At 38.5% G+C, this 23435-nt stretch carries 28 protein-coding genes; 23 read left to right on the top strand and 5 right to left on the bottom strand.

Annotation, left to right across the window (positions count from 1 at the left end; genetic code table 11):
* Nucleotides 1–117: 117 nt before the first annotated feature.
* Nucleotides 118–1167 carry a sporulation integral membrane protein YtvI gene (gene ytvI, locus ACZ2V4_RS00005; protein ID WP_490514319.1) on the bottom strand — a complete coding sequence of 350 codons (1050 nt, stop codon included), beginning with the start codon at nt 1165–1167 and terminating at the stop codon, nt 118–120.
* A 70-nt stretch (nt 1168–1237) separates the two neighbouring features.
* Nucleotides 1238–1597 carry a YugN family protein gene (locus ACZ2V4_RS00010; RefSeq protein ID WP_099482113.1) on the bottom strand — a complete coding sequence of 120 codons (360 nt, stop codon included), beginning with the start codon at nt 1595–1597 and terminating at the stop codon, nt 1238–1240.
* A 140-nt stretch (nt 1598–1737) separates the two neighbouring features.
* On the opposite strand from ACZ2V4_RS00010, the gene ACZ2V4_RS00015 reads away from it, so the two are divergent.
* From ACZ2V4_RS00015 to ACZ2V4_RS00025, 3 genes are read left to right on the top strand one after another with little or no spacing between them, the layout of a single operon-like run.
* Nucleotides 1738–2808 carry a CAP-associated domain-containing protein gene (locus ACZ2V4_RS00015; RefSeq protein ID WP_419895508.1) on the top strand — a complete coding sequence of 357 codons (1071 nt, stop codon included), beginning with the start codon at nt 1738–1740 and terminating at the stop codon, nt 2806–2808.
* 11 nt (nt 2809–2819) lie between these two features.
* Entirely contained in the window at nt 2820–3242 is a 423-nt protein-coding gene (locus ACZ2V4_RS00020) for a YlbF/YmcA family competence regulator (protein WP_241427494.1), read from the top strand.
* A gap of 8 nt (nt 3243–3250) precedes the next feature.
* Nucleotides 3251–3814: a class I SAM-dependent methyltransferase gene (locus tag ACZ2V4_RS00025; RefSeq protein ID WP_490514320.1), complete on the top strand. Its 564-nt coding sequence runs from the start codon at nt 3251–3253 to the stop codon at nt 3812–3814.
* 43 nt (nt 3815–3857) lie between these two features.
* Here ACZ2V4_RS00025 and ACZ2V4_RS00030 read toward each other — a convergent pair whose 3' ends face one another.
* On the bottom strand, nt 3858–4769 hold the full coding sequence (locus ACZ2V4_RS00030) for a glycerophosphodiester phosphodiesterase family protein (protein ID WP_419895510.1): 912 nt from the start codon (nt 4767–4769) through the stop codon (nt 3858–3860).
* Between the two features lie 79 nt (nt 4770–4848).
* On the opposite strand from ACZ2V4_RS00030, the gene ACZ2V4_RS00035 reads away from it, so the two are divergent.
* On the top strand, nt 4849–5100 hold the full coding sequence (locus tag ACZ2V4_RS00035; RefSeq protein WP_413474399.1) for a DUF2129 domain-containing protein: 252 nt from the start codon (nt 4849–4851) through the stop codon (nt 5098–5100).
* Here the strand turns inward: ACZ2V4_RS00035 and ACZ2V4_RS00040 are convergent.
* Entirely contained in the window at nt 5081–5467 is a 387-nt protein-coding gene (locus ACZ2V4_RS00040; protein WP_219494487.1) for a DUF7147 family protein, read from the bottom strand. The genes ACZ2V4_RS00035 and ACZ2V4_RS00040 overlap by 20 nt on opposite strands.
* Before the next feature lie 71 nt (nt 5468–5538).
* On the opposite strand from ACZ2V4_RS00040, the gene rsmD reads away from it, so the two are divergent.
* Nucleotides 5539–6075, top strand: coding sequence for a 16S rRNA (guanine(966)-N(2))-methyltransferase RsmD (rsmD, locus tag ACZ2V4_RS00045; protein ID WP_219494489.1), 537 nt, complete (start codon nt 5539–5541; stop codon nt 6073–6075).
* Entirely contained in the window at nt 6072–6569 is a 498-nt protein-coding gene (gene coaD / locus ACZ2V4_RS00050) for a pantetheine-phosphate adenylyltransferase (RefSeq protein ID WP_219494491.1), read from the top strand. Before rsmD ends, coaD begins: the two co-directional genes overlap by 4 nt.
* Before the next feature lies 1 nt (nt 6570).
* On the opposite strand, the gene ACZ2V4_RS00055 is transcribed toward coaD, so the two are convergent.
* Nucleotides 6571–7644, bottom strand: a complete 1074-nt coding sequence (locus ACZ2V4_RS00055) for a tRNA(Met) cytidine acetate ligase (RefSeq protein ID WP_490514321.1) — start codon at nt 7642–7644, stop codon at nt 6571–6573.
* Nucleotides 7645–7768: 124 nt separating this feature from the next.
* Between ACZ2V4_RS00055 and ACZ2V4_RS00060 the strand changes: the two genes are divergently transcribed.
* The 17 genes from ACZ2V4_RS00060 (at nt 7769) to ACZ2V4_RS00140 (ending at nt 23424) form a co-directional block, all read left to right on the top strand.
* A complete protein-coding gene (locus ACZ2V4_RS00060) occupies nt 7769–8284 on the top strand; it encodes a YceD family protein (protein WP_219494495.1) in 516 nt (171 codons plus the stop codon).
* Between the two features lie 19 nt (nt 8285–8303).
* A complete protein-coding gene (gene rpmF / locus ACZ2V4_RS00065; RefSeq protein WP_041635879.1) occupies nt 8304–8477 on the top strand; it encodes a 50S ribosomal protein L32 in 174 nt (57 codons plus the stop codon).
* Between the two features lie 144 nt (nt 8478–8621).
* A complete protein-coding gene (gene bshC / locus ACZ2V4_RS00070; RefSeq protein ID WP_490514322.1) occupies nt 8622–10211 on the top strand; it encodes a bacillithiol biosynthesis cysteine-adding enzyme BshC in 1590 nt (529 codons plus the stop codon).
* A gap of 138 nt (nt 10212–10349) precedes the next feature.
* Nucleotides 10350–10781, top strand: coding sequence for a division/cell wall cluster transcriptional repressor MraZ (gene mraZ, locus ACZ2V4_RS00075; protein WP_012656658.1), 432 nt, complete (start codon nt 10350–10352; stop codon nt 10779–10781).
* A 9-nt stretch (nt 10782–10790) separates the two neighbouring features.
* Nucleotides 10791–11723 carry a 16S rRNA (cytosine(1402)-N(4))-methyltransferase RsmH gene (gene rsmH, locus ACZ2V4_RS00080; RefSeq protein WP_219494499.1) on the top strand — a complete coding sequence of 311 codons (933 nt, stop codon included), beginning with the start codon at nt 10791–10793 and terminating at the stop codon, nt 11721–11723.
* Between the two features lie 12 nt (nt 11724–11735).
* A complete protein-coding gene (gene ftsL / locus ACZ2V4_RS00085) occupies nt 11736–12104 on the top strand; it encodes a cell division protein FtsL (RefSeq protein WP_086042285.1) in 369 nt (122 codons plus the stop codon).
* Nucleotides 12091–14340, top strand: coding sequence for a penicillin-binding protein (locus ACZ2V4_RS00090; RefSeq protein ID WP_219494501.1), 2250 nt, complete (start codon nt 12091–12093; stop codon nt 14338–14340). Before ftsL ends, ACZ2V4_RS00090 begins: the two co-directional genes overlap by 14 nt.
* Before the next feature lie 36 nt (nt 14341–14376).
* The gene (gene mraY / locus ACZ2V4_RS00095; RefSeq protein WP_219494502.1) at nt 14377–15345 is read left to right on the top strand and encodes a phospho-N-acetylmuramoyl-pentapeptide-transferase; all 969 of its coding nucleotides are present in this window, start codon (nt 14377–14379) and stop codon (nt 15343–15345) included.
* Nucleotides 15346–16683, top strand: coding sequence for a UDP-N-acetylmuramoyl-L-alanine--D-glutamate ligase (gene murD / locus ACZ2V4_RS00100; protein ID WP_490514323.1), 1338 nt, complete (start codon nt 15346–15348; stop codon nt 16681–16683).
* 10 nt (nt 16684–16693) lie between these two features.
* Nucleotides 16694–17581 carry a cell division protein FtsQ/DivIB gene (locus ACZ2V4_RS00105; protein ID WP_490514324.1) on the top strand — a complete coding sequence of 296 codons (888 nt, stop codon included), beginning with the start codon at nt 16694–16696 and terminating at the stop codon, nt 17579–17581.
* Between the two features lie 117 nt (nt 17582–17698).
* Complete coding sequence (gene ftsA, locus ACZ2V4_RS00110) at nt 17699–19075, top strand: cell division protein FtsA (RefSeq protein ID WP_490514325.1); 1377 nt, start codon at nt 17699–17701, stop codon at nt 19073–19075.
* A 32-nt stretch (nt 19076–19107) separates the two neighbouring features.
* A complete protein-coding gene (gene ftsZ / locus ACZ2V4_RS00115; RefSeq protein WP_086042291.1) occupies nt 19108–20241 on the top strand; it encodes a cell division protein FtsZ in 1134 nt (377 codons plus the stop codon).
* 67 nt (nt 20242–20308) lie between these two features.
* The gene (gene pgeF, locus ACZ2V4_RS00120; RefSeq protein ID WP_413474407.1) at nt 20309–21115 is read left to right on the top strand and encodes a peptidoglycan editing factor PgeF; all 807 of its coding nucleotides are present in this window, start codon (nt 20309–20311) and stop codon (nt 21113–21115) included.
* Nucleotides 21093–21755 (top strand): YggS family pyridoxal phosphate-dependent enzyme, encoded by a 663-nt coding sequence (locus ACZ2V4_RS00125; RefSeq protein WP_419895515.1) that lies wholly within the window; start codon nt 21093–21095, stop codon nt 21753–21755. Before pgeF ends, ACZ2V4_RS00125 begins: the two co-directional genes overlap by 23 nt.
* Nucleotides 21756–21764: 9 nt before the next feature.
* Nucleotides 21765–22286 (top strand): cell division protein SepF, encoded by a 522-nt coding sequence (locus ACZ2V4_RS00130; protein ID WP_219494513.1) that lies wholly within the window; start codon nt 21765–21767, stop codon nt 22284–22286.
* Nucleotides 22283–22576: a YggT family protein gene (locus ACZ2V4_RS00135; RefSeq protein WP_413474409.1), complete on the top strand. Its 294-nt coding sequence runs from the start codon at nt 22283–22285 to the stop codon at nt 22574–22576. The genes ACZ2V4_RS00130 and ACZ2V4_RS00135 overlap by 4 nt, the downstream gene beginning before the upstream one ends.
* A 74-nt stretch (nt 22577–22650) precedes the next feature.
* Nucleotides 22651–23424, top strand: a complete 774-nt coding sequence (locus ACZ2V4_RS00140; RefSeq protein ID WP_420496506.1) for a YlmH family RNA-binding protein — start codon at nt 22651–22653, stop codon at nt 23422–23424.
* Nucleotides 23425–23435 lie beyond the last annotated feature (11 nt).

The following is a 23435-nucleotide window of genomic DNA, read 5'->3' on the forward strand; positions in this document are numbered from 1 at the left end:
ACCTCCGTATAAATTCATTTTAATATGAATTCAACGAAAGTGTTTTTATTTTACTCCCATATCATGGGGTTAGCGCAAATGTCTGATCGTTTTTTATATGCATAAAGGTTCAGAGGATTACACTTTAAAGTTTAAATTAAAGGCACCTGACTCTAATATGATGAGTATGATGATTAAGACAATCGGACCGATAAAGAAGCCGATAAAGCCCATAAGCTTTAATCCGATAAACATCGCAATAAGCGTAGGGAGCGGGCTAAGCCCAACGCCTTTACCCATCACTTTCGGTTCTAATACTTTTCTTTGAACGAGCAGGAAGACCGATAATAGGATGAGTTTGACAGCGAGTGAAGGATCTCCTGTAATGTATGCATAGAGTGCCCATGGAATAGTCACACCTGTAGCACCGAGTATAGGTAGCAGATCGACCAGGCAAATGATAAAGCTTAATACAAGTGCATTTTTCGGTGTGATAAATAGCAGTCCGATAAAGGTGAAGAGCCATGTGATGCCTGATAATATAAATGCCGCGCGCAGCATACCAAATACTGATGAGGATACTCTTTTCCATATATACATCGCTTTTTCATAGGTTTTGTCATACGTATGCTTTCTGATAAAGGTATGCATATTCGGTATTTCCAGCATAAATAAAAATAAGGCGACTAAGAACACAAGTCCGGAAATAAAAGTTTCTGGTAAGCTCGCCACTAAATTAGTGATGCGTTCAGCGTTAAAATAGTTTAATATAGCATCTCGTAGATTAAATAGAAATTTCTGAGTTTCATCAAATAGTGCATTAGAAACACTTTCAGGAATCATTTTAGCGAGTCGTGCTTCAAATTGTGTCCATGCATCTAATATATTGTTCATCTTGTCTGGCAGGTCTTTTGAAAACTGAATAATATGCTGGATAAGCTTCGTTAAGAATAAATACATAAATAATAGGATAAACGACAGGATAGAAGTATAAACAATCGTTACACTCCATTTTCGGCTCCTCACCTTTTGCTCCAGCAACTTTACAAAGGGCTCTATCATCAGCGCCAGAATAAGTGCGACAATAAGCGGAATGGATATCGGAACGATAAAGTAGAAGAAGAGCAGTGCGATGACCGCAACTGCTAAGAATGCGATATTTCTTTTTGTTATTAGTCGTTTGAACATTGCATCACCTCATATAATAAACAACCGAATGAAACATAGAAAATTATGCATCACTCGGCTATACTTAATATTATTTTTGAATTGCTACGATATCATTAAATACTTTATTGATTGTTCTTTTGCAATGGTCCACAAGCTTATCTGAGAAGTATTCATCTTCTCCGTATTCAATACCTGTTGGATAATAATGTTTACCTAAATAAGGGTCCATCATCTGAAGTTTGGCATCACGTGCTCCAACATCCCCTTCAACTGCGTAACCAGGAATACGTAGGTAGTAGATTCCTTCATCAAGTTCGTATTTTAAGTCGTAGGTTACACGTTCGTAATCCCAATGCCCGCCAAGAACAAAGCCATGCTTATTCATTACGTGCTGGATTAATGATTGATCAGCAACGATTGATTCAATGCCTGAATTTGCGAATACCATATTATAGTTCCTCCCTAAGTCATTCTACTTTTAATTTTATGATAAAATCATACTTTCTGCAATCGAATATTCATTTGATTTTAAATAATGTTAAAATAGTTATAGAATAAAGGAAGATTGTCAGGAATTGAGGTGTATTTTTGAAAAGTATATTGATAAAGTTATTATTTATATTACTTGGCTCGATATTTTTATTTTATCTGTTCTATTCGCCGTCGAGCAAGTTTGATATATTAGAAAATCCAGCAAAGGATAAAGTTTCGCATAAACAAATTGAAAAAAAAATAACGCATTCAGTAAAGCAACCTGCTTTAACTGAGGGGATCGGTCAGTATATCGGTAAACCTATCGATGTACTGACGGATAAATTTGGTTATCCGAATCGTATCTATAGTTCGAACTTCAGTTACAGAAATTTTGTTTATAAATTGAAGGATGCCTATTATATTGTTGGAGTGAAAGACAACCGCATCAAGATGATCTATGCGACAGGTAAGGATGCAGATGTTGCACCGTATGAAATATTAAGTCCTTCCGGCAAAATGTTCGATGGTAGCAATATCGTATCAGAACCTATTATTTCTACGCAGGATGGAGATTATCAGTTCCAGTTATCTGAGGCTGATATAAAGACGCAGGCACTTGTGGAATATGAAGGGCTCTTTATGCAGGCCTTTATCGATAGGTTTACAGGTAAAATAATGGCTGTGAGATATCTTTCTCCGGATACTTTAGTAGAAATGCAGCCCTATGCAATGAGTTATAACGGAAAGACGATAGAGAAGAAGCTCAAGGATGAAGTGCATCGAATAGAAGAAATTGCTATTAACAGTAATGAGGTCCTGACGATGTTTGAACTGACAAACACGATGCGTGAACTGAATGAACTTGAACCTCTAGATACGAATGAAATTATCAATCATACTGCTCAGTTTCAAGTAGCTAAGCTCAGCAATGAGAAGCAGCAGGTCACCTCGGTAGAAGACGAGATCGGCTCTAAACTCAGTGCCGAAGGAATCGATTATCATCATCTGTCTCAAAACATCGCCTATAACTTTGAAGATGTACCAGGTGTTATCAATAGCTGGATGAATTCAGTGGAACATCGTAACAATCTATTGAATAAAAACATCAATGCGATGGGTGGAGGCATTTCAGGGAGCTATAACTCACTTATATTTTTAGAGGATTTATCATTGAAAGAAGATTAGGAAGTGAAGTCTTGTTATATACAGAAGAAATATTTGAATGTATTGAAAGTGCTGAACACATCAATACGATGTTAAAGCACAGTAGCGCCTATCATGAATACCGTGATAGCTATATAGAAATTGCACAAAATAAAGAGGTGCAGCAGCTGAAACGTGATTTTCTGAAAATAAAAATACAATATGAGGAAGTTCAACGATTTGGCAGGTATCATCCAGACTATACGAAGATTATGATGGAGACAAGAAAGCGTAAGAAGGCATATGATATGCATCCACTTGTAGTCCTGTTTAAACAGAAGGAAACGCAATTGCAGCAGTTACTAGATGAGATTATTACCATCGTGGCACATGCGATTTCAAATGAAGTAAAGGTTGAAAGAGGGAATCCGTTTTTTGTAGATCATGTTTGCAGTTCGGGGTGTGGCTGTAGCTAGGAGGATATATGAAAGAGGATAAGTTGATTCAAAAATGGATAAGAAAGAAGGCATTTTTGAATCGGCCGGATGAAATGCTTTATCGTAGTCGAAGTACAGATTTGCTCTACACACAGTGGATGAGTGCCTATGTACTTAAATATATTCATTTTAACTATCATGATAAGGTGCTATGTATCGGTTGCCATGCTGGAAAGTGGGTTAGTGATATCGATAGAACGGTGAATATCAAAGGATATATACTCGATCAGTCCGTACGTCAACTCCAGTATGCCATGCATCTTTATCCGCATTTCAACTATGATATTTCTGATGAGCATCTTCCCTTTAAAGAACGTAAGTTTCATAAAGTGATTATCAATCAGCCTTTTGACAGTTTCTATGAACATGAGGCGCTCATTCAAGAACTGCAGCGTGTTACAAAGAAAAAAGGGCGCATCATCCTGTTTCAGCGTAAAGGTATTTTACATCCAAAGTTGAATCTTGAGCCATTGTTACAAAATACTATATTAACGGTGACACAAGAAACTGCATATAAAAATATGCTGATTTATGAGCTTAAAAGAAAATAAATAAGAAACATCGTGCGTACGCACGATGTTTCTTATTATCATATTATTGACTAATATTTCGTTTAAGTCTCATCGCAATGTCTGGTCGATCGGTGACGATTGTATGGGCACCAGCCTTTAACAATTGTTTCATCTGATCGATACTATTGATAACCCAATAACCGGGGGCGACATTTTGAGATTGCAGAAATTGTATAAACTGAGGTTGTGCCAATGAAATGCCATAAAAATGCGTAGGAATCTGAAACGTATCTGCCTGTACATGAGCCATATTTTTATAGTTGGTACTATAAAGCAGAAAAGTACGTGCGACTTCTTTTTCTCCGGCACCATATGCGATCTCTTTATCACATCGGTTACGGAAGCGTCTGATCTGCTCATCATAGAAACTTGTGATTAATACTTGATTGAAAGCTTGAGCATCTTCAATGACTGCATATAATGCATCGATGATACGTTTGCCAGCAGCTGTATCCGGTCCATCTTTAATATCAATATTAATACGAATATCTGGAAATATGCGGATAAGGTCTGATAATGTTACAATCTTTGCATCTGGATGGGCACGAAATGGCTGCTCACCATTAATATCTGTAAATCGGTAGCCAAAGTCAAGCATCTGTAACTCTGCTAACGTGTGATCATATACAAGTCCTGATCCATTACTCACGCGGTCAACCGTAGCATCATGCAGCACAACGACCTCATTATCACGCGTTAAGCGAATATCAATCTCAAAGCCATCTACATCAAGTGTCTGAGCATGCTTAAACGCAAGCATTGTATGTTCAGGACGTAACTGCAGCCCGCCACGGTGTGCAAATATATAAGGTGCATGACCTTTAAAGTATGGTTTAACATTTTTGGCTGCTGGCGCTTTTCGTCTGCTGATAAGCGCCGTACTAACGGTGTAGAAAGCACCGCCTATGGCAAGTAGTTTCATATATTTATTCAACTGTTTGACCTCCGAATAATTTTGATAATTTAATTTTAACAGAACACATGGTACTATTAAAGAAATGAAAGAGAGGAATATGATGATGTCCATCGTTGAGAGAACACAACTCATAATTTATATAAAGAGTCCGAAACACGAAAGACAGCTACGCAAATTCGGACATATCGTGCATATTAATCGTAGTGAAAAATGGTTATCAATGTACATAAATAACGATAAACTAGAATGGACGCTTGAACAGCTTGAAAAACTTAAGTTTGTTACAAACGTCGTAAGTTCTTCATACAAATTACTGAAGAAAGATTATTCTAATACATCGGTGGAATAATACGCTGTAGACGTAAGACACCTGTTAAATATTGATAGTAGAGTTCATCTTCATAAAAATGCTGCTTGCTTTTTATTTCGTGCTCTATCACTTTGATATTATATTGATCGGCCCAATTCTTGAGCATATCATATTTCTTGCTTTGACCATGATATGGATATTTGATGCATTCAAATATGCTGTACATTGCCTGAAACTTATCCTGTGCCGGATGCATAATCAGAATACAGGACGTCTTCGGCTCAGCTTCAAGTGTCGTATGCAGAAATAATAGACAGTGGACGCGTTCGTGATTATATTTCATCAGCTGTTCGAATTCAAACAGGTCGCTTAATCCTGTTCCTAGAGGTATAAATGTCTGTTTCATCGTTCGACTCCTTTTTAGGTGATAAATTAAGTATACTAAATTTTTTATGGAATGGAATATGGGGGAGTATTATGAGAGTTATCGGTGGTAAATATAAGCGCTTTCCTTTAGAAGCGTTAAAGGGTGTCACAAGTCGTCCGACGACAGATAAAATAAAAGAGACGATGTTCAATATCATTGGGTCACTGGAAGGAAGCGGGCTTGATCTGTTTGCTGGCAGTGGTGCTCTTGGAATAGAAGGGATAAGTAGGGGACTAACGCATGTTGTATTTGTAGATGGCAGCTTCCAGGCGGTCCAGGTCATCAAGAAGAATGTTTCAAAGCTTGATGAACAGGTTGAAGTCTATAAGAACGATTATAAACGAGCGCTCAAGGCTCTTGTTAAGCGAGAGATGCAGTTCGATATCATCTTCTTAGACCCGCCATATGATAAGGGGATTATTAATGATGCACTGCCGTTCATTCGCGCAAACAAGTTACTTAAACCAGGCGGCTTAATTATGATAGAATGTGAAAAGCACGAAACAATCGATACGTTAGATTATGAAGTGCTGAAACATGAGAATTATGGCATTACAAAACTAATCTTATTAAGAGGGATAGAATGAAGAATATAGCAGTTATACCTGGCAGTTTCGATCCGATTACTTTAGGGCATCTTGATATCATTAAACGCAGTGCAGGGCTCTTCGATGTGGTTCATGTATCAGTGCTGAACAATGCAAGTAAACAAGGGTTCTTTACGATTGAAGAACGTATCGAAATGATTAGTGAAGCGGTTAAAGATATTCCGAATGTTGAAGTTGAGTATTTTCAAGGACTACTTGTGGACTACTGCAACAAAGTAGGTGCAAAACAAATTGTGCGTGGTCTACGTGCAGTCAGTGATTTTGAATATGAGATGCAGCTGACAAGTATGAATAAGAAGCTTAATGATGATCTTGAAACATTATATATGATGACAAATAATCAGTATTCATTTATTTCATCAAGTATGACGAAAGATGTTGCAAAGTACGGTGGGGACGTTTCAAGTATCGTACCCCCAAATGTTGAACTTGCTTTAAAACAAAAATATGCAGAAATAAACAGAAGACCTTAGTTTAAGGCCTTCTGTAGATTACTGGGTTGTTGAATTCTGTCTGTGATTGACCCGTCAGTATGTTGTATACATCAGTAGCTTTAACTTCCAGCGAGAAATAATGCACATTCTGTTTGTTAATATTCGTTATAATTGGAACAGGACAGAGAGTCTTCACCTGTTTAATATAATTTCTTCCTTGTTCATTCATAGCAAGTACACGGATTGCTTCAATCTGAGGCTTTGATTCCGATACGTTGAGCAGGATATAGGTGAGTAGTCTTCGAATCCGTGCTTTCGTATAACGCTTAGTACTTAAGCATTCTATAAGGTGATCATAGCTTTGAGCCTCATGAATATACTTCTTGATGCGATATTCCAGACCTTCATACATCGTGTATATTGTGCGCAGTGTACTTAAGTCGCTCGAAACGATGCGGTATTTTAACAGCTGAAAGAGCATGTCTTTATTTAACGGATGTGCGATATACTGTAATGAAGACTGAGGCAGCGCATGCTGGAAGCGTGCTGCGTTATAATAGGCTTTACGGATTGCTGTTGCGCTTGAAATTTCTCCGGTCAATGATTCATCAAGATAGGCATTGCTGACCCTTTGTACGGGAAAGAACGATAGTCCGGTATGTGCACCTTGTCTTATATATTGTACTGCAAGGATATCGTTACTCTTTAGGCCGTTTGACATAAGTTCTGCGTATCCGATATCTCTGCGTGTCGGTTTTATATTATCAAGTCGCATCGCTTCGTGAGTGAGTGCTTGCAGATTATTGCTTTCGCTCCCGAATGATAATGTATCAGCTTGTAACATGTGTGCTACTGATACGCCGCCATATGCGAAATCATCTGCATAGCTCATCGCATAGAATTGCGGTAATTCAACGACAAGATCACAATGATGAATGGCCATCTGTGCACGCTGAAATTTACTGACGAATGCAGGCTCGCCGCGCTGCGTAAATTGCCCGCTCATAATCGCGATGATAACATGCTCAGGAAATGCTGCTTTTATTTTGTTGATATGAAATAGGTGTCCGTTATGAAATGGGTTATATTCTGCGATGATTGCTATTGCCTTCACTAGTATTTCTCCTTTTCAGCGTTTATAATGACATTGTAACAGATTTATCTGTTAAGAAAATATCTTGACAAAGTACATATATAAAGTGTAAAATAAATTTTGTGTTTGTAAGAGGTGAAACCATATGAAATGGTCATTAACTGAATTAAGAAAGCATCGTGATAATGCTTTGTCAGTTGATTCAGAAATCAACTTAAATGAATTAATCAAAAGCCTGGACTTAGTCGATTTATCTCTGATACATGTTGAAGGTAAGCTGACACCGAAGTCTAACGAAGTTATCGCTGACTTACATCTTACGGGTCATTATGTAATGACGTGTGCAAGGTCGCTTGAAGATGTAGTTGTTCCGTTTGATATCCAATCGATTGAGTATTTTGATGATAGTGAATTTGAAGTTGACTATGAAGATAACAGACATCCATTAGAAAATGGTGTGATTGACCTTAAACCTGTTATCCAGGAGTTAGTCGTGCTCAACAAACCTGCACGTGTGGTAAAGGATGATGTTGATCTGACATTAACGAAAGGTAACGGTTGGGAAGTTATTGATGAAAGTCAATTAGAAGAGGAATTACCTAAGGTTGATCCTAGGTTAGCGAAACTTCAAGCTTTAAAAGACAGTATGTCTGAACAATAAGTGATAGGAGGCAAAAACAATGGCAGTTCCATTTAGAAGAACATCTAAAACAGCGAAAAGAAAACGTCGTACACACTTCAAATTATCAGTGCCTGGTATGGTTGAATGTCCATCATGCGGAGAAATGAAGTTATCTCACCGCGTATGTCCATCATGTGGGTCATACAATGGTAAAGAAGTAGTATCTAAATAATAGTGATTGCAAGAGGCCGGAAACAAATTCCGGTCTCTTTTATTGTGTCATTGCTGACTAAGGCTACTTATTTATAAGCCGTTAAATTGTTTTTTAAGATGATAATCATTATACTAAGTAGTGATTATATGCGAGGTGTAGATAGTGGAACATTATAAATTTTTAGAAGAGTCATCAGGGTCATTTATTGATCGATACATACATACGGAATTGAGTGCGTTCTATCATTATGCAGTAAGCGAGGCGGGACTAGCGGCAAGAAGTGACGTACGTCCTAATGGAAGAGAACGAGAACTGAGCGATGTGATTGCACAATATATGGGCGATGACATCTCACATGCTCAGCGCACTAACATTGCAGCAATAAGAGAAGGTCACCAAGTCGTTATCGGTGGACAGCAGGCAGGACTCTTTGTCAGCCCGATGTATACAATCCATAAGATTATCTCTATTGTTGTTATGGCGAAGGAACAATCAAAGCGACTTGGAAAGCATATCGTACCGGTATTCTGGATTGCAGGAGAAGATCATGATTTTGATGAAGTGAATCACGCAAATATTTATGACAACGAAAGCATTATTCATCGTGTGAAGTATTATCCAAAACAAGAGGTAACGGATTCTGTCAGTCACGTTCAGATGGAAACAGAAGCCTTCCATGCAGCGTTAAACAAACTGATTTCATTGCTGGATGAAACTGAACATACGAAACCGCTTTTTGCAATGCTCTCTCAACTTCCAGATAACTGGACGGAACACTTCCATAAGATTGTACACGAGCTATTTAAGGCTTATGGTGTTCTGTTTATTGACAGCCATTATAGTCAATTGAGGGAATTAGAGCGAGAACTGTTAACTTGGCAGTTTGAGCACCATCTTGAGATCGATCGTGCTTTCCGTGAGGGTCAGGACAAACTTGCTGAAACTATAGGTGAACGTCAGATTGTTACGGATACGAATGTTCATATGTTCATGCAGTATGATGGTATCCGTCAGTTGCTGAAGTATGAAGCGGGGAAGTATGTGTTACCAAAGTCAGAGGTCTCATTTACTAAAGAAGAAATCTTGCAGATGATTGCCGCGTCACCAGAAATATTCTCAAATAATGTCGTGACAAGGCCGCTGATGCAGGAACTTGTATTTAATACGCTCGCTTTTATCGGTGGACCTTCAGAAATTAAGTATTGGGGAGAACTGACACAAGTATTCAATCTTGCGAATATTAACATGCCAGTTGTTGTGCCGCGTATGCGTATTACGTATATTACTCCGGAACATTTAAAGATTATGGCACGTTACGATATATCAATAGATGGACTGTTTCAAGAAGGTATAGAATATTTTGAGCAAAACTTCTTAAAGTCAAAAGAAAACTATCTAGTTGAACAAGAGATTAATGCGATGCAGCAGCAGCTGGATGCATCTTTTAAAGCGATACACCAGCTAGATAGTGATGTAGAGCTGGCAAAACTGGCACAAAAGAATCTTCAACACCATCATATGCAGTTCAACTATTTTTTAGAGACATATCGCAAGCAGATTAAACGCAGACATAATACTGAGATGAAGCATTTCAACAAGCTGCGCAATGAGCTGACACCTGGGGGACTGCAAGAGCGTATCATGCATCCCGCGCAATTATTGAACCGTTATGGCCTGGATGTATTCTCGGATGTTATCGATTCGTTTGAAACGTATCAGTTCAAACATTTAATAATTAAAACAAATGAATAAGACGAAGCCTGTTACATTGATCTTAACAATGTAACAGGCTTTTTCTGTTTTAAACAATTAATTATAAAAAAAATTGCATAAATAGTGGAGGAAAGTGGGGGGGTATGGTAAATTATATTTAAGGCGAGGTGAATCGAAATGTTTATGGGTGAATTTCAGCATCAGCTTGACGCGAAAGGCCGAATGATTGTGCCTGCTAAATTTCGCGAAGAATTAACTGAACATTTCGTGATTACACGTGGCCTTGACAAATGTCTCTTTGGTTATACATTAACCGAGTGGGCAGCTATTGAAGAAAAACTAAAAGCATTACCACTCACAAGAAGAGACGCTAGAAAATTTATGCGTATGTTCTTCTCCGGAGCTGTGGAAGTCGAGATGGATAAGCAAGGACGTATCAATATTCCGAAACATCTGATGGAATATGCGGGTCTATCTAAAGAAGCTACAGTTATCGGTGTATCTAGTCGCATAGAAATTTGGGATCGTAAGTTATGGTCTGATTTCTATGAAGAGACAGAAGAAGAATTTGAGACAATTGCAGAAGAATTAATTGATTTTGATTTTTAGGAGGATTCTATGTTCCATCATGTAACAGTATTATTAGAAGAAACGGTCGATCAGCTGAATATTGATCCAAATGGGATATACGTCGACTGTACATTAGGTGGAGCAGGACACAGTCTATATCTTGTGAAGCAATTGCAGGAAGGGCACCTCATATCGATTGATCAGGATCAGACTGCGATTGATAATGCGCACATCATACTGAAAGATTATCTCGATAAGGTAACGTTTGTTAAGGATAATTTTCGCAATCTTTCTGATATCCTCACACAGCTTGGTATTCAGAAGGTTGACGGGATTTTATATGATCTAGGAGTATCAAGCCCGCAGCTTGATGTAGGAGAGCGTGGTTTCAGCTATCATCAAGAAGCTAAGCTTGATATGCGTATGGACCAGACACAGGCACTATCAGCTTATGAAGTGGTCAATACCTGGCCATACGAGAAGCTTGTTTCTATATTCTTCCGTTATGGTGAAGAGAAATTTTCTAAACAAATTGCAAGAAAGATTGAAGCTGAACGTGAGTTACAGCCAATTGAAACAACGACTGAACTAGTTGAAATTATTAAAGCAGCAATTCCGGCACCCGCAAGAAGAACTGGAGGGCATCCAGCTAAGCGTGTCTTTCAGGCGATACGAATTGCTGTCAATGACGAATTAGGTGCCTTTGAATCTTCTATAGAACAAGCGATTGATAGTGTTAAGCCGGGTGGAAGAATTTCAGTCATTACATTTCATTCTCTTGAGGATCGATTATGTAAGCAAGTCTTTCAGGAGTACAGTAAAGGGCCAGACATCCCTCGTGGATTACCGGTCGTTCCCCCTGAATACCAGCCGAAACTAAAGAAAATCACTAGAAAACCAATTATATCCTCAAATGAAGAGCTCGAACATAATAATAGAGCGAGAAGCGCAAAGCTTAGAGTCGTAGAAATATTAAAATAAAGAGGTGACAACATGGCAGTAGAGTACATCAATCCGAACTATTACAATCAGGTCAATGAACAAGTTAAAGTTAAATCTGTTTCAAAAACACATGTTGTTTCCCTTTCAAAGCTTGAAAAATTAATTTATTTAACATTAGTGTCATTGATTGCGTTTGTAAGCATCTATATGCTATCTTTGAAATATGATGCGTATCAGACGAACACTCAAATTGCAGCAATCGAAGGAAAGATTGTACACCAGCAAAGTGTCAACGGAGAACTGAATTCTGAAGTGATGAAACAGTCTTCATACGAACGTGTCTATAGTAAAGCGAAATCATATGGATTAAGCTTGAAAAACGATAACGTAAAGGTAGTGCAAAAAGATGTCACGAAGTAAACTAAAACTAAAGAAAAACAAAATAGGAGCAGTCCTCTTGATCATGCTATTCGGACTGCTCTTTTTTTCATTGATTTTTAAATATGGCATGATCATGCTTACAGGAAAGTCCAGCGGTCAGGATCTTGAAATGCGTGCGAGCGAGAAATATGTTCGGAATATCGTCAATCAGCCTGAACGTGGTAAGATTCTAGATCGCAATGGACAGGTGCTTGCAGAGGATATTGAATCCTATAAGCTTGTCGCAATCCTCGATAAACGATTTTCAGAAGGAAGTAAGCAACCGAGACATGTCGTTAATAAGAAGAAGACAGCTAAAGCTTTAGCTGACATCATCGATATGAAAGAAAAGGACATCTATAAAGTGCTGAGCAATAAAAAAGCATTTCAGGTCGAATTTGGTAAGGCGGGTAAAGACCTGACGTTTGATCAGAAACAGAAGATACAGAACTTGAAGATGCCTGGACTCACATTCTTCTCTGAGAAGAAAAGATTTTATCCAAATGGGAATTTCGCTTCTCATTTAATTGGTTTGGCAGAAAAAAATGGAGATACAAATATGATGACCGGAATGCTTGGTAGTGAGAAGATATTCGATTCTTATCTATCGGGAAAACCAGGTAAAACGACCTTTAAACAGGATATATGGAACTATGTACTGCCTAAGTCAGGCAATGTCGTGCCGGCACAGGATGGGGACGATGTTAAGCTGACGATTGATAAGAACATTCAGATTTTTGTGGAAGACTCACTCGATATGATGGTCAAACGCTATAACCCGAAAGACATCTTTGCTGTTGTAATGGATGCAAAGACGGGAGAAATATTAGGAAGTAGTCAGCGACCAACGTTTAATCCTCAGACAAGAGAAGGATTCGGAGAAAAATGGGCCAACGATCTGTATCAGAATACGTATGAGCCAGGTTCTACTTTTAAGACTTACGGTCTTGCAGCAGCAATTGAAGAAGATCAGTATGACCCGAAAGCGAAGTACGAATCAGGTGAACGAGAAATAGATGGCATAACGATTTCTGACTGGAATGACGTTGGGTGGGGAACAATCACTATGAGCAAAGGATTCCAATTGTCTTCAAATGTGCTGATGATGAAACTGCAGGACAAAGTAGGCACCGATAAGATGAAGACATATTATGAAAAGTTTGGTTTTGGCAGATCGACGCAATCACTTTTCGATTCAGAAGCTACCGGGCATATTTCGTGGAATGATGAACTGAGTCAAAAAGTAAGCTCATTCGGGCAGTCTACAACCGTAACTCCGGCTCAGATGTTACAGGCTGAAAGTGCAATCGTCAATGAAGGTAAGATGCTGAAGCCCTATTTTGTGAAGTCCATTACGAGTAAAGATAATAATGATATTTACACTGGTCAGAAAGATATCATTGGACAGCCGATTTCAAAATCGACAGCACAAAAAACGATGCAGCAGCTCTATGATGTTGTAAATGGTAAGGAGATGCATGCATTTAACTATGGTCTAAAAGATTATAAAGTTGCTGGTAAGACCGGTACAGCACAAGTGCCGGATACGGAAAAAGGTGGCTACGTCCAAGGGGCTAATCCATATATGGTCAGCTTTATGGGGTATGCACCAGCCAAAGACCCTAAAGTTATCATCTACTACGGTATGAGTCTTGCACAGAAGAATGATGCTGAAGCATATGCACAGGGGGTTTCAAAAGGGTATACACCCCTTATGGAAAATACATTGAAATATTTGAATGTAGGATCACCTAACAAGGATAATGCAAAGCTTATATTTAATACGCCGGATGTCATTGGAAGTAAGCCTGATAAGGCATCTACTGAGATTGAAAGTGCTTCGCTTCAACCTGTTCAGATTGGAAGCGGCAGTACCGTGACGAACCAGTTACCTGCTAAAGACACGAAGTTAATAGCCGATAATAAAGTATTTATTCTGACTGAAGGTACAAAAGTGATGCCGGATATCACTGGATGGAGTAGACGCGATCTTCTGATGTTCAGTACGTTGACCGGAGTAGAGATACAGTTTAAAGGTAACGGTTATGCCATCAGCCAGTCTATTGATGCAAATAATCCTATAAAGCAAGGTGATAAGCTGACAGTTGAACTTGATTCATTAGATCCTCTAAAACAGTCTCCAGTCTACAATGATGTTATTAAAGCACAGCTGCAGCAGGAAAAAGAAGTGTTAAAAGAACAGATAAAAGATAAAAAACTAAAAAATTCGAATTAAAAGAAAGGAAATCAGTAATTCTGATATGTGAAACTTATGAATGAAATTTATTTTGGAGTCATTACATTTATACTTACCGCAATACTTGTCCCTTTGTTTATCCCTCTATTAAAAAGAATGAAGTTTGGTCAGTCTATTCGTGAAGAAGGGCCGAAAAGTCATATGGTAAAGAGCGGCACACCGACAATGGGAGGATTGACGTTTTTAATCAGTACGATCTTACTAAGTGCGATCGCCTGCTTCTTCGTTGAAGACAATGGGCCGTTGATACTATTGATACTTGTTACAGTAGGGTTCGGACTTATTGGATTTGTCGATGATTATATTATCGTTGTAAAAAAGAACAATCAAGGTTTGACATCGAAACAGAAACTTTTATTCCAGATCATTATTGCAATTCTTTTCTATGTTGTAAGTAATGTTCTTGGATTACTATCACTCAGCAACGAAATTAATATTCCATTTACGGATATCGGGATTCCATTATCTATATTCTATGTCATCTTCATCATCTTCTGGCAGGTAGGCTTCTCAAATGCAGTCAATTTAACGGATGGTCTTGACGGACTGGCAACAGGGTTATCAATCATTGCATTCAGCTGTTATTTTTATCTTGCAATGGTGCAAGGTGCTACAGCAATAGCTTATTTCTCAGCAATCTTAATCGGGAGTCTGTGTGGGTTCTTGATCTATAATAAGAACAAGGCGAAGCTGTTTATGGGTGATACAGGTTCATTAGCACTTGGTGGGGTTATCGCGACAGTATCGATTATGCTGAATCAGGAATTAACGCTGATTTTTATAGGCTTTGTATTTGTTGTTGAGACATTGTCGGTGATGATGCAAGTCACATCATTCAAACTGACTGGTAAAAGGATCTTCAAGATGAGTCCGCTTCACCATCACTTTGAGATGGTGGGCTGGAGCGAATGGAAGATTGTAACCGTGTTCTGGATTGTCGGTATATTAACTGGACTCATCGGAATTTATTTAGGAGTGAATTAAATGAAACATATACAAAAGTATCAAGGGAAAAAGGTGCTCGTTCTCGGACTTGGAAAAAGTGGCTATGAAACAGCGAAACTGCTGTATCGTCTTGGGGCACAAGTTACGATCAATGACGGTAAAGATGTTTCTCAGACAGAGCAATATCGCGAACTGACAGAGATGGGCATTACTATTATCGGAGGCCATCATCCCCTTTCATTGCTTGAAAATACGACGCTCATTGTCAAGAATCCAGGTATTCCTTACACATTACCGTTAATAGAACAAGCACAAACATTGAATATTCCTATCATAACTGAAATAGAATTAGCTTATGAAATTACCGAAAGCTCCATTATCGGTATTACGGGTACAAATGGTAAGACGACTGTTACATCCCTCATTGGAGATATGTTTAAATCACATCAACATGCAGGGTTACTATGTGGGAACATTGGTTTTGTAGCTTCGAAAGTCGCTCAGAATGCAGGCGCTCATGATACGCTTGTTATGGAATTATCATCGTTCCAGCTGATGGGAATTCAAGAATTCAGACCGCATATTGCGCTCATTACGAATATTTATTCCGCTCATCTGGATTACCATGGTAATCAGCAGAACTATACTGATGCTAAGATGCAGATTATTAAAAATCAGACCAGTGAGGATTACCTTATATTCAATGATAAGCAACGTACATTGTTGCAAAAATATGATATAAAGTCCAAGGTCGTCTATTTTTCTACTGACGAAAAAGTAGAAGGTGCGTATATAGATCAAAACAAAGTATATTTCTATGATGAATTTATCATCGATGTGGAAGACATCGTTCTGCCAGGCATACATAACCTTGAAAATGTGCTGGCAAGTATTGCGGCTGCAAAACTTGCAGGCATAGATAACATTCATATTTGCGATACATTAAAGACGTTTGAAGGGATTAAACATCGTCTGCAGTTTGTAACTGAGACAGACGGGGTGAAGTATTACAATGATTCTAAGGCCACGAATACATTAGCAACAAGCTTTGCGCTCGATTCATTCCAGCACCCGATTCATTGGCTTGCAGGGGGACTGGATAGAGGGAATGGGTTTGAAGAATTAGACAAACACATTCATCATGTAAAGCGAATGTATATTTTTGGAGAAACAACTGAAAAACTTACAGCTTTTGCAGCGCAGCATCATATCCCTTGTACGATATGCAAAGATGTGACAGATGCAGTGATTAAAACAGCATCATATGTTGAACAGGGTGAGGTAGTGCTGCTCAGTCCGGCATGTGCCAGCTGGGACCAATATCCTACGTACGAAGTAAGAGGAGAACACTTTATCAGTCAGGTCAAATTAATTTAGAGGTGATATGATGGAGGATAAAATTATTCATACACCCCGTTTTGATGAACAAGGAAGAATGCGCAGAAAGAAACGTCAGAGACTGCAGCTATTTATCTTCTTAAGCATTGTTGCAATCGTGTCTTTGATTCTTATCTATATGTTCACGAGTATCAGCTATGTAAAGAAAATATCAGTTAATGATACGTTGATTAACAGTACAAAGACAATCAAAGAGAAATCAGGTATTCAACCTAAAACGCGTATCTACAGTCTGGATACAAAACAAATTGTGTCAAATATTGAATATCTTGATGGGGTAAAATCAGTTACTGTCAGACGTCATTTTCCCAATGCAGTCAGTATCAACGTAGAAGAATATGATGTGCTTGGTGTTGTAAAGGATGGTGAGCATTACCATCCTGCACTGGAGAATGGACAGATTCTACATAAACATAATTACGCTGAGCCATCAGAAGTACCCCTTCTAAATAATTTTAGCAGTAAGGCGCTGAATCAGCTTGTTAAAGTTTTACGTGCCTCTGATGATGAAATCATCAATCAAATTTCAGAGATTAACTTTATACCGAAAGCAGAAGCTTCTAACCGCGTCCAGTTCTATATGAAAAATGGACTGGAGGTTATCGGTGATATGCGTACCATCGACAACAAACTGAATTACTTCCCGGCGATGGCAAGTAAACTCAAAAAAGATAGTAACGGTCGAATACTGAAACCAGGTATTATCGATCTTGAGGTCGGAGCAGTATTTATCCCCTATGAATCGAAGCAAGCCGAGGAAAGAAGAATTGAATTAGAAGCAGCGATGGAAGAACGCTCTCAAAAAGATAAAGCTGAGCTTGAAAAATCTGTAGAAAAACTAAAAAAAGAGTTAAATCAGGTCAAAAAGAACAGCTAAAGTATAAATTTTCAAAAAAAAAAGTCTAATATTCATAAAACAGTTTATAGTTTTTCAAATAACGACTATAATAAGAATAGTGTATGACTGAATAAAATGTTTAGGAGGTGCCTATCGATGGAAGAACATTATTACGTATCAATTGATATCGGTTCATCGAGTGTAAAAGTAGTGGTAGGAGAAAAGTTTCACAATGGCATTAATGTGATAGGTACAGGCCAGACTTTTACTACAGGTATTAAAAATGGAATGATTGATGATTTTGATGTCGCACAGCATGCGATTAAAGATACAATTAAAAAGGCACAGATTGCCTCAGGAATTGAAATTCAGGATGTTTTCTTAAAGATGCCAATTATCTATTCTGAAATTCATGATGTAGTGCATGAAATTAAATTTGAGGGTGCTTCAACTGAAATAACAGGTGAACATATTGAAGATGTTCTGGATGGCATTCGTGCTAAGAATGCTTCAAAAGATATTGAGATTATCGGTGTCTATCCAAAGATGTTTAAAGTCGATGATCTGCATGAAGTAACGGATCCAAAAGAAATGGTTGCGACACAAAGCCTGGCAGTAGACGCAGGCGTTATCACAATTGAACGCAGTGTACTTATCAATATCTTAAAATGCGTCGAAAGCAGTGGCGTGCATGTTCTGGATGTCTATTCTGATGCTTATAACTATCAGCACATCCTGTCACCGACCGAAATTGAACTTGGCACGTGTGTCATCGATATTGGTGACCAGTTAACGCAAGTGGCATATTATGAACGCGGTACATTATTTGATGCAGATCATGTTCAGATTGCAGGGAGTGATATTACTGAAGATATCTCTGAAGAACTGAATATTACATTTGATGAAGCTGAAAAAGTTAAAGAACAATATGGACATGCGTTCTATGACCTGGCGAGCGAACAAGATGTATTTAACGTTACGCAGATTGATGCCGAATCCCCTGTGAGTTTCAGTCAGAAGGATCTGAGCGATATTATCGAAAGTACAGCGGAAGAAATCTTCCTTGAAGTATTTGAATTACTGCAGGAAATGGGATTAAATAAAATTAACGGTGGCTTTGTACTTACAGGCGGAACCAGTAATATGCTCGGAATTAAGGAACTACTTTCAGATATGGTAAGCGAGAAGGTAAGAATTCATATTCCACAACAGATGGGCATTAGAAAGCCTGAATTTACTTCAGCAATCTCGACAATCAACAGCGGTATAGTATTTGATGAATTATTAGATTATGTTACAATTAATAATCATGATGTGCCTTCAGAAACAGAAGAACAACCGGTTGAAGCTGAGCCGAAGAAAAGCGCATTAGATGGATTATTCAAACGTAAGAAAGACAATGTTGAAACGCGTGTCTATACTTCTAAAGAAGAAACGAAGGCTGCACCAGCAGAAAGTCATCAAGATGCGCTTGACAATGATGAAGAAAAACCAAGTATGATGAAAAGGATAATGAAATCATTATTTGATTAAAATGGCCATTTAAAATATTAGGAGGAAAAACAATGTTAGAATTTGAACAAGGCTTTAATCACTTAGCAACTTTAAAAGTTATCGGTGTTGGTGGAGGCGGTAACAATGCCGTCAACCGAATGATCGATCACGGTATGAACAACGTAGAATTTATTGCGATTAATACGGATGGCCAGGCTTTAAACTTATCTAAAGCTGAATCAAAGATTCAAATTGGTGAAAAGTTAACACGTGGACTTGGTGCAGGTGCAAACCCTGAAATCGGTAAGAAAGCCGCAGAAGAATCACGTGAACAAATTGAAGATGCAATCCAAGGTGCGGATATGGTATTCGTTACTGCTGGGATGGGTGGCGGAACAGGAACTGGTGCTGCACCTGTTGTTGCTAAGATTGCCAAAGAGATGGGGGCATTAACCGTTGGTGTTGTGACACGTCCATTCTCATTTGAAGGTCGTAAACGTCAGACACAGGCTGCTGCCGGTGTTGAAGCAATGAAAGCGGCAGTTGACACATTAATCGTCATTCCAAATGATCGTCTATTAGATATCGTTGATAAGTCAACGCCGATGATGGAAGCATTTAAAGAAGCGGATAACGTATTACGTCAAGGGGTACAAGGGATCTCAGATTTAATCGCGGTATCTGGGGAAGTGAACCTAGACTTCGCAGACGTTAAAACAATCATGAGTAACCAAGGTTCAGCACTGATGGGTATTGGTGTATCAAGCGGTGAAAACCGTGCAATCGAAGCAGCTAAAAAGGCAATCTCTTCTCCATTGCTTGAAACGTCAATCGTTGGTGCTCAAGGGGTTCTAATGAATATTACCGGCGGAGAATCATTGACTTTATTCGAAGCACAAGAAGCGGCAGATATCGTTCAGGACGCAGCTGACGAAGATGTAAATATGATTTTCGGTACGGTTATTAATCCGGAATTACAAGATGAAATCGTTGTAACAGTTATTGCAACAGGATTTAATGACAAACCGACACGTTCGGTATCTCCTGCAAGCTCATTTGGTCATTCAGCACCAGCACCTGAGCGTGAAGTGCGCAATGAAACACCCGTACAGGAAACAAGAGAGCGTCAATCAAACGATGAAGGACTAGATGTACCAAGCTTTATTCGAGATCGTGGTTCAAGAACACGTCGATCAAGAAGATAATGAAGGCTTTAATATTAGGAGTGGACCATTCTCATGTTCCACTCCTTTTTCAATATTGGGGGTCGTTATGGATATATTTAAGAGAAAAGCTGTTACGTTTAACTATAAGGATGATGAACATATAATTGGTATTACAGGTCGCAATGGTGGTGTCAGTGACTATCCAGAGCTTTCTTTGAATATGGCAAGATATATAGAAGATGCACCAGAAAATGTATCTCGCAATCAACAGCGTGTTGCTCAAGAAATCAATTTTGATACTTCAAAGTGGGTCTTTCCAATTCAAAAGCACGGAACTCATATTAAAGAAGTTTCATTAGAAGACAGAGGGATAAATATTACTGAATTGACCACTGCCCTGGACGATGTGGATGGCCTCTATACATATGATAGAGAAGTATTATTGACCATGTGTTTTGCAGATTGTGTACCCATCTATATCTATAGTGCGACCGATAACTTTATCGCGCTCGGACATGCGGGCTGGCGTGGTACTGTAGGAATGATCACCGAAAAGCTTATTAATGTATATAAAGGTGATAAGACACATCTGCATTGTGTGATCGGACCTTCGATTAGTGGCAAGGCATATGTCGTTAATGATGAGATTAGAGCAAAGTTTATGTCACTGAATCTCCAGCTGGAAGATTGCTTTATACCGAATGGTGATATGTATGAAATAGAGCTGAAAGAAATCAATAGACGTATCGCGCAGCATGCTGGTATTGCCGCTTCACATATCCATGTCTCACAGCGCTGTACCTCAACTGGAAATGAGGATTTCTTCTCATATCGAAAAGAAGCAGGTAATACCGGCAGGATGTTAGCTTATATCGGAAAGAGGGATGACAATGGAAGTCAGAAAGAATCTTGACACAATTAAACAGGAAATTGAAAGTGCACTTCAGAAATCTGATGATCACAAAGCTCCGACTATTATTGCAGTGACAAAATATGTTACAATAGACCGAGCAAAAGAGGCGATGGAAGCAGGTATCTGTCATCTTGGCGAGAATAGAATTGAAGGCTTCCTGGAAAAGCGTGAAGCTTTAGGTGATGCGACGATGCACTTTATAGGCACATTGCAATCACGTAAAGTTAAGGAGGTCATCAATCAGGTGGATTATCTGCATTCACTTGACCGATTGTCTCTTGCAAAGGAAATTGACAAACGTGCTGAAAAGACGATCAAATGTTTTGTACAGGTAAATGTTAGCGATGAACAGAGTAAACACGGAATTAAGAGAGATGAAGTGATGGACTTTATTCATGCTTTAGCATCTTATAGTCAAATTGAAGTGGTTGGCTTAATGACGATGGCGCCAGCAGATGCAGATGAATCAGAACTAAGAACATATTTTAAGGCGATGAAGCAGCTGCAGCTGGAGGTTCAGGATGCACACCTATCTTATGCACCATGTACAGAATTATCTATGGGCATGAGTAATGATTATCAGATTGCAGTAGAAGAAGGTGCGACGTTTATTCGTATCGGTACGAAGCTCGTCGGTTAGGAGGATATAATGGCTTTTAAAGATGTATTTAAAGGATTCTTTGCATATGAAGATGAAGAAGATTATGTAGAGGAACAAAGTGACAAAGTAAGAGAACCTGCGCAAAAAAAGGTTGTCAAAGAAACTTATGTTCCTGAAAAAAAGGTTGTACGTACAGAAAGTTTCCAAAAACAATCGAAACCTAAGATGAAAGTGAATGAAGAAAAAGTGACGAAAGCGAATGTTGTCAATATGCATGATGATATAATGAATGTAAGCTCAAAAGTATGTTTGTTTGAACCGCGCGTATTCTCAGACACACAAGATATTGCAGATGAATTAAAGAATAGACGTGCAACGCTCGTAAATCTGCAGCGTATCGATAAAATATCAGCAAAGCGTATTATCGATTTCTTAAGTGGTACAGTGTATGCTATTGGCGGAGATATACAGCGTATCGGTCAGGATATCTTTTTGTGTACACCTGACAACGTTGAAGTGGCAGGTACGATAACAGAAATGCTAGAGGCACCAGAAGAGGAGAATGAATGAGTACATATATGATTGTTTATAATCTATTTAATTTTTTAATGCTATTTTTAGAAATATTTTACTGGGGCATAATCATCTACTTCTTTATGTCATGGCTGCCAGGAGCAAGAGAATCAAAGATTGGTCGCATGATGAGTAAAGTATATGAGCCGATACTAGAACCCTTTAGAAGAGTGATTCCGCCACTAGGTATGTTTGATGTTTCGTCAATAGCGGCATTGATTGTTTTGCGCTTTTTCATGCAAGGCATCGCAGCGATATTCAACATCATATTAAACAGTTTGGCATAAGTCGTACCGGTTATGATAGCTTTGTTACTTATAAACTATTATGACCGGTAAATTATGTTTGGGAAAGGGAATTTATGAGTATTTATCAGCATTTCAGATATGAAGAAATTGAAACTGTTAAAGTATTGGAAGACCTGGTCGCACAGGCAAAAAGCCAGTATGCACCAATACTCACGCACTTTTTAGATCCAAGACAGCAGTTTATTTTAACGACACTCGTCAACAGAACGGATTTAAACGTATCTTTTTATGGTGGAAGTGGCGAAAGAGAACGTGTCCGTGCACTCATTTATCCAGAATACTATGAAGTACAGCAAGAAGATTTCGAGGTCAGTGCCTTTAAAGTGAAATATGCACAGAAGTTTGTAACGTTAACCCATCGCAACGTTCTTGGTGCACTCATGCAACTTGGATTTAAACGTGAGTATCTCGGGGATATAATTATAGGTGACGAATTACAGATTGTAATTGCCTCTCATTTGAATGATTATCTAGTACAGCATCTGACAAAACTTAAAGGATCAACCGTAAAACTTATTGCGATAGATGCAGATACATTGAATGAGGCCGTTGAAACATATCAATCACATCATGCCACAGTTTCTAGTTTAAGGCTCGATGTGGTTGTTGCTGAAATGATGCGTAAATCAAGAGCGATAGCGCAAAAGCATATCGAAGCAGGTCATATTAAGGTAAATCATGTTATAATAGATAAAGTAAGCTTCGTTATTGCGTCTGGGGATACACTCTCAATTAAAGGCTATGGTCGTGCGCAGCTTACTGAAATAGGAGATTTAACGAAAAAGAATAAAAACCGAATTACATATAAAACATTATTTAATCAATAGTACGAGGTGAG

The organism is Macrococcus sp. CoH-51_TC_04 (assembly GCF_058188655.1).

Excerpts from the sequence above, each read along its gene's own strand:
- ytvI (WP_490514319.1), bottom strand. The coding sequence starts at position 1,167 with ATGTTCAAACGACTAATAACAAAAAGAAATATCGCATTCTTAGCAGTT.
- ACZ2V4_RS00010 (WP_099482113.1), bottom strand. The coding sequence starts at position 1,597 with ATGGTATTCGCAAATTCAGGCATTGAATCAATCGTTGCTGATCAATCA.
- ACZ2V4_RS00025 (WP_490514320.1), top strand. The coding sequence starts at position 3,251 with ATGAAAGAGGATAAGTTGATTCAAAAATGGATAAGAAAGAAGGCATTT.
- ACZ2V4_RS00035 (WP_413474399.1), top strand. The coding sequence starts at position 4,849 with ATGATGATGTCCATCGTTGAGAGAACACAACTCATAATTTATATAAAG.
- ACZ2V4_RS00040 (WP_219494487.1), bottom strand. The coding sequence starts at position 5,467 with ATGAAACAGACATTTATACCTCTAGGAACAGGATTAAGCGACCTGTTT.
- rsmD (WP_219494489.1), top strand. The coding sequence starts at position 5,539 with ATGAGAGTTATCGGTGGTAAATATAAGCGCTTTCCTTTAGAAGCGTTA.
- coaD (WP_219494491.1), top strand. The coding sequence starts at position 6,072 with ATGAAGAATATAGCAGTTATACCTGGCAGTTTCGATCCGATTACTTTA.
- ACZ2V4_RS00060 (WP_219494495.1), top strand. The coding sequence starts at position 7,769 with ATGAAATGGTCATTAACTGAATTAAGAAAGCATCGTGATAATGCTTTG.
- rpmF (WP_041635879.1), top strand. The coding sequence starts at position 8,304 with ATGGCAGTTCCATTTAGAAGAACATCTAAAACAGCGAAAAGAAAACGT.
- mraZ (WP_012656658.1), top strand. The coding sequence starts at position 10,350 with ATGTTTATGGGTGAATTTCAGCATCAGCTTGACGCGAAAGGCCGAATG.
- rsmH (WP_219494499.1), top strand. The coding sequence starts at position 10,791 with ATGTTCCATCATGTAACAGTATTATTAGAAGAAACGGTCGATCAGCTG.
- ftsL (WP_086042285.1), top strand. The coding sequence starts at position 11,736 with ATGGCAGTAGAGTACATCAATCCGAACTATTACAATCAGGTCAATGAA.
- ACZ2V4_RS00090 (WP_219494501.1), top strand. The coding sequence starts at position 12,091 with ATGTCACGAAGTAAACTAAAACTAAAGAAAAACAAAATAGGAGCAGTC.
- mraY (WP_219494502.1), top strand. The coding sequence starts at position 14,377 with ATGAATGAAATTTATTTTGGAGTCATTACATTTATACTTACCGCAATA.
- murD (WP_490514323.1), top strand. The coding sequence starts at position 15,346 with ATGAAACATATACAAAAGTATCAAGGGAAAAAGGTGCTCGTTCTCGGA.
- ACZ2V4_RS00105 (WP_490514324.1), top strand. The coding sequence starts at position 16,694 with ATGGAGGATAAAATTATTCATACACCCCGTTTTGATGAACAAGGAAGA.
- ftsA (WP_490514325.1), top strand. The coding sequence starts at position 17,699 with ATGGAAGAACATTATTACGTATCAATTGATATCGGTTCATCGAGTGTA.
- ftsZ (WP_086042291.1), top strand. The coding sequence starts at position 19,108 with ATGTTAGAATTTGAACAAGGCTTTAATCACTTAGCAACTTTAAAAGTT.
- pgeF (WP_413474407.1), top strand. The coding sequence starts at position 20,309 with ATGGATATATTTAAGAGAAAAGCTGTTACGTTTAACTATAAGGATGAT.
- ACZ2V4_RS00125 (WP_419895515.1), top strand. The coding sequence starts at position 21,093 with ATGGAAGTCAGAAAGAATCTTGACACAATTAAACAGGAAATTGAAAGT.
- ACZ2V4_RS00130 (WP_219494513.1), top strand. The coding sequence starts at position 21,765 with ATGGCTTTTAAAGATGTATTTAAAGGATTCTTTGCATATGAAGATGAA.
- ACZ2V4_RS00135 (WP_413474409.1), top strand. The coding sequence starts at position 22,283 with ATGAGTACATATATGATTGTTTATAATCTATTTAATTTTTTAATGCTA.
- ACZ2V4_RS00140 (WP_420496506.1), top strand. The coding sequence starts at position 22,651 with ATGAGTATTTATCAGCATTTCAGATATGAAGAAATTGAAACTGTTAAA.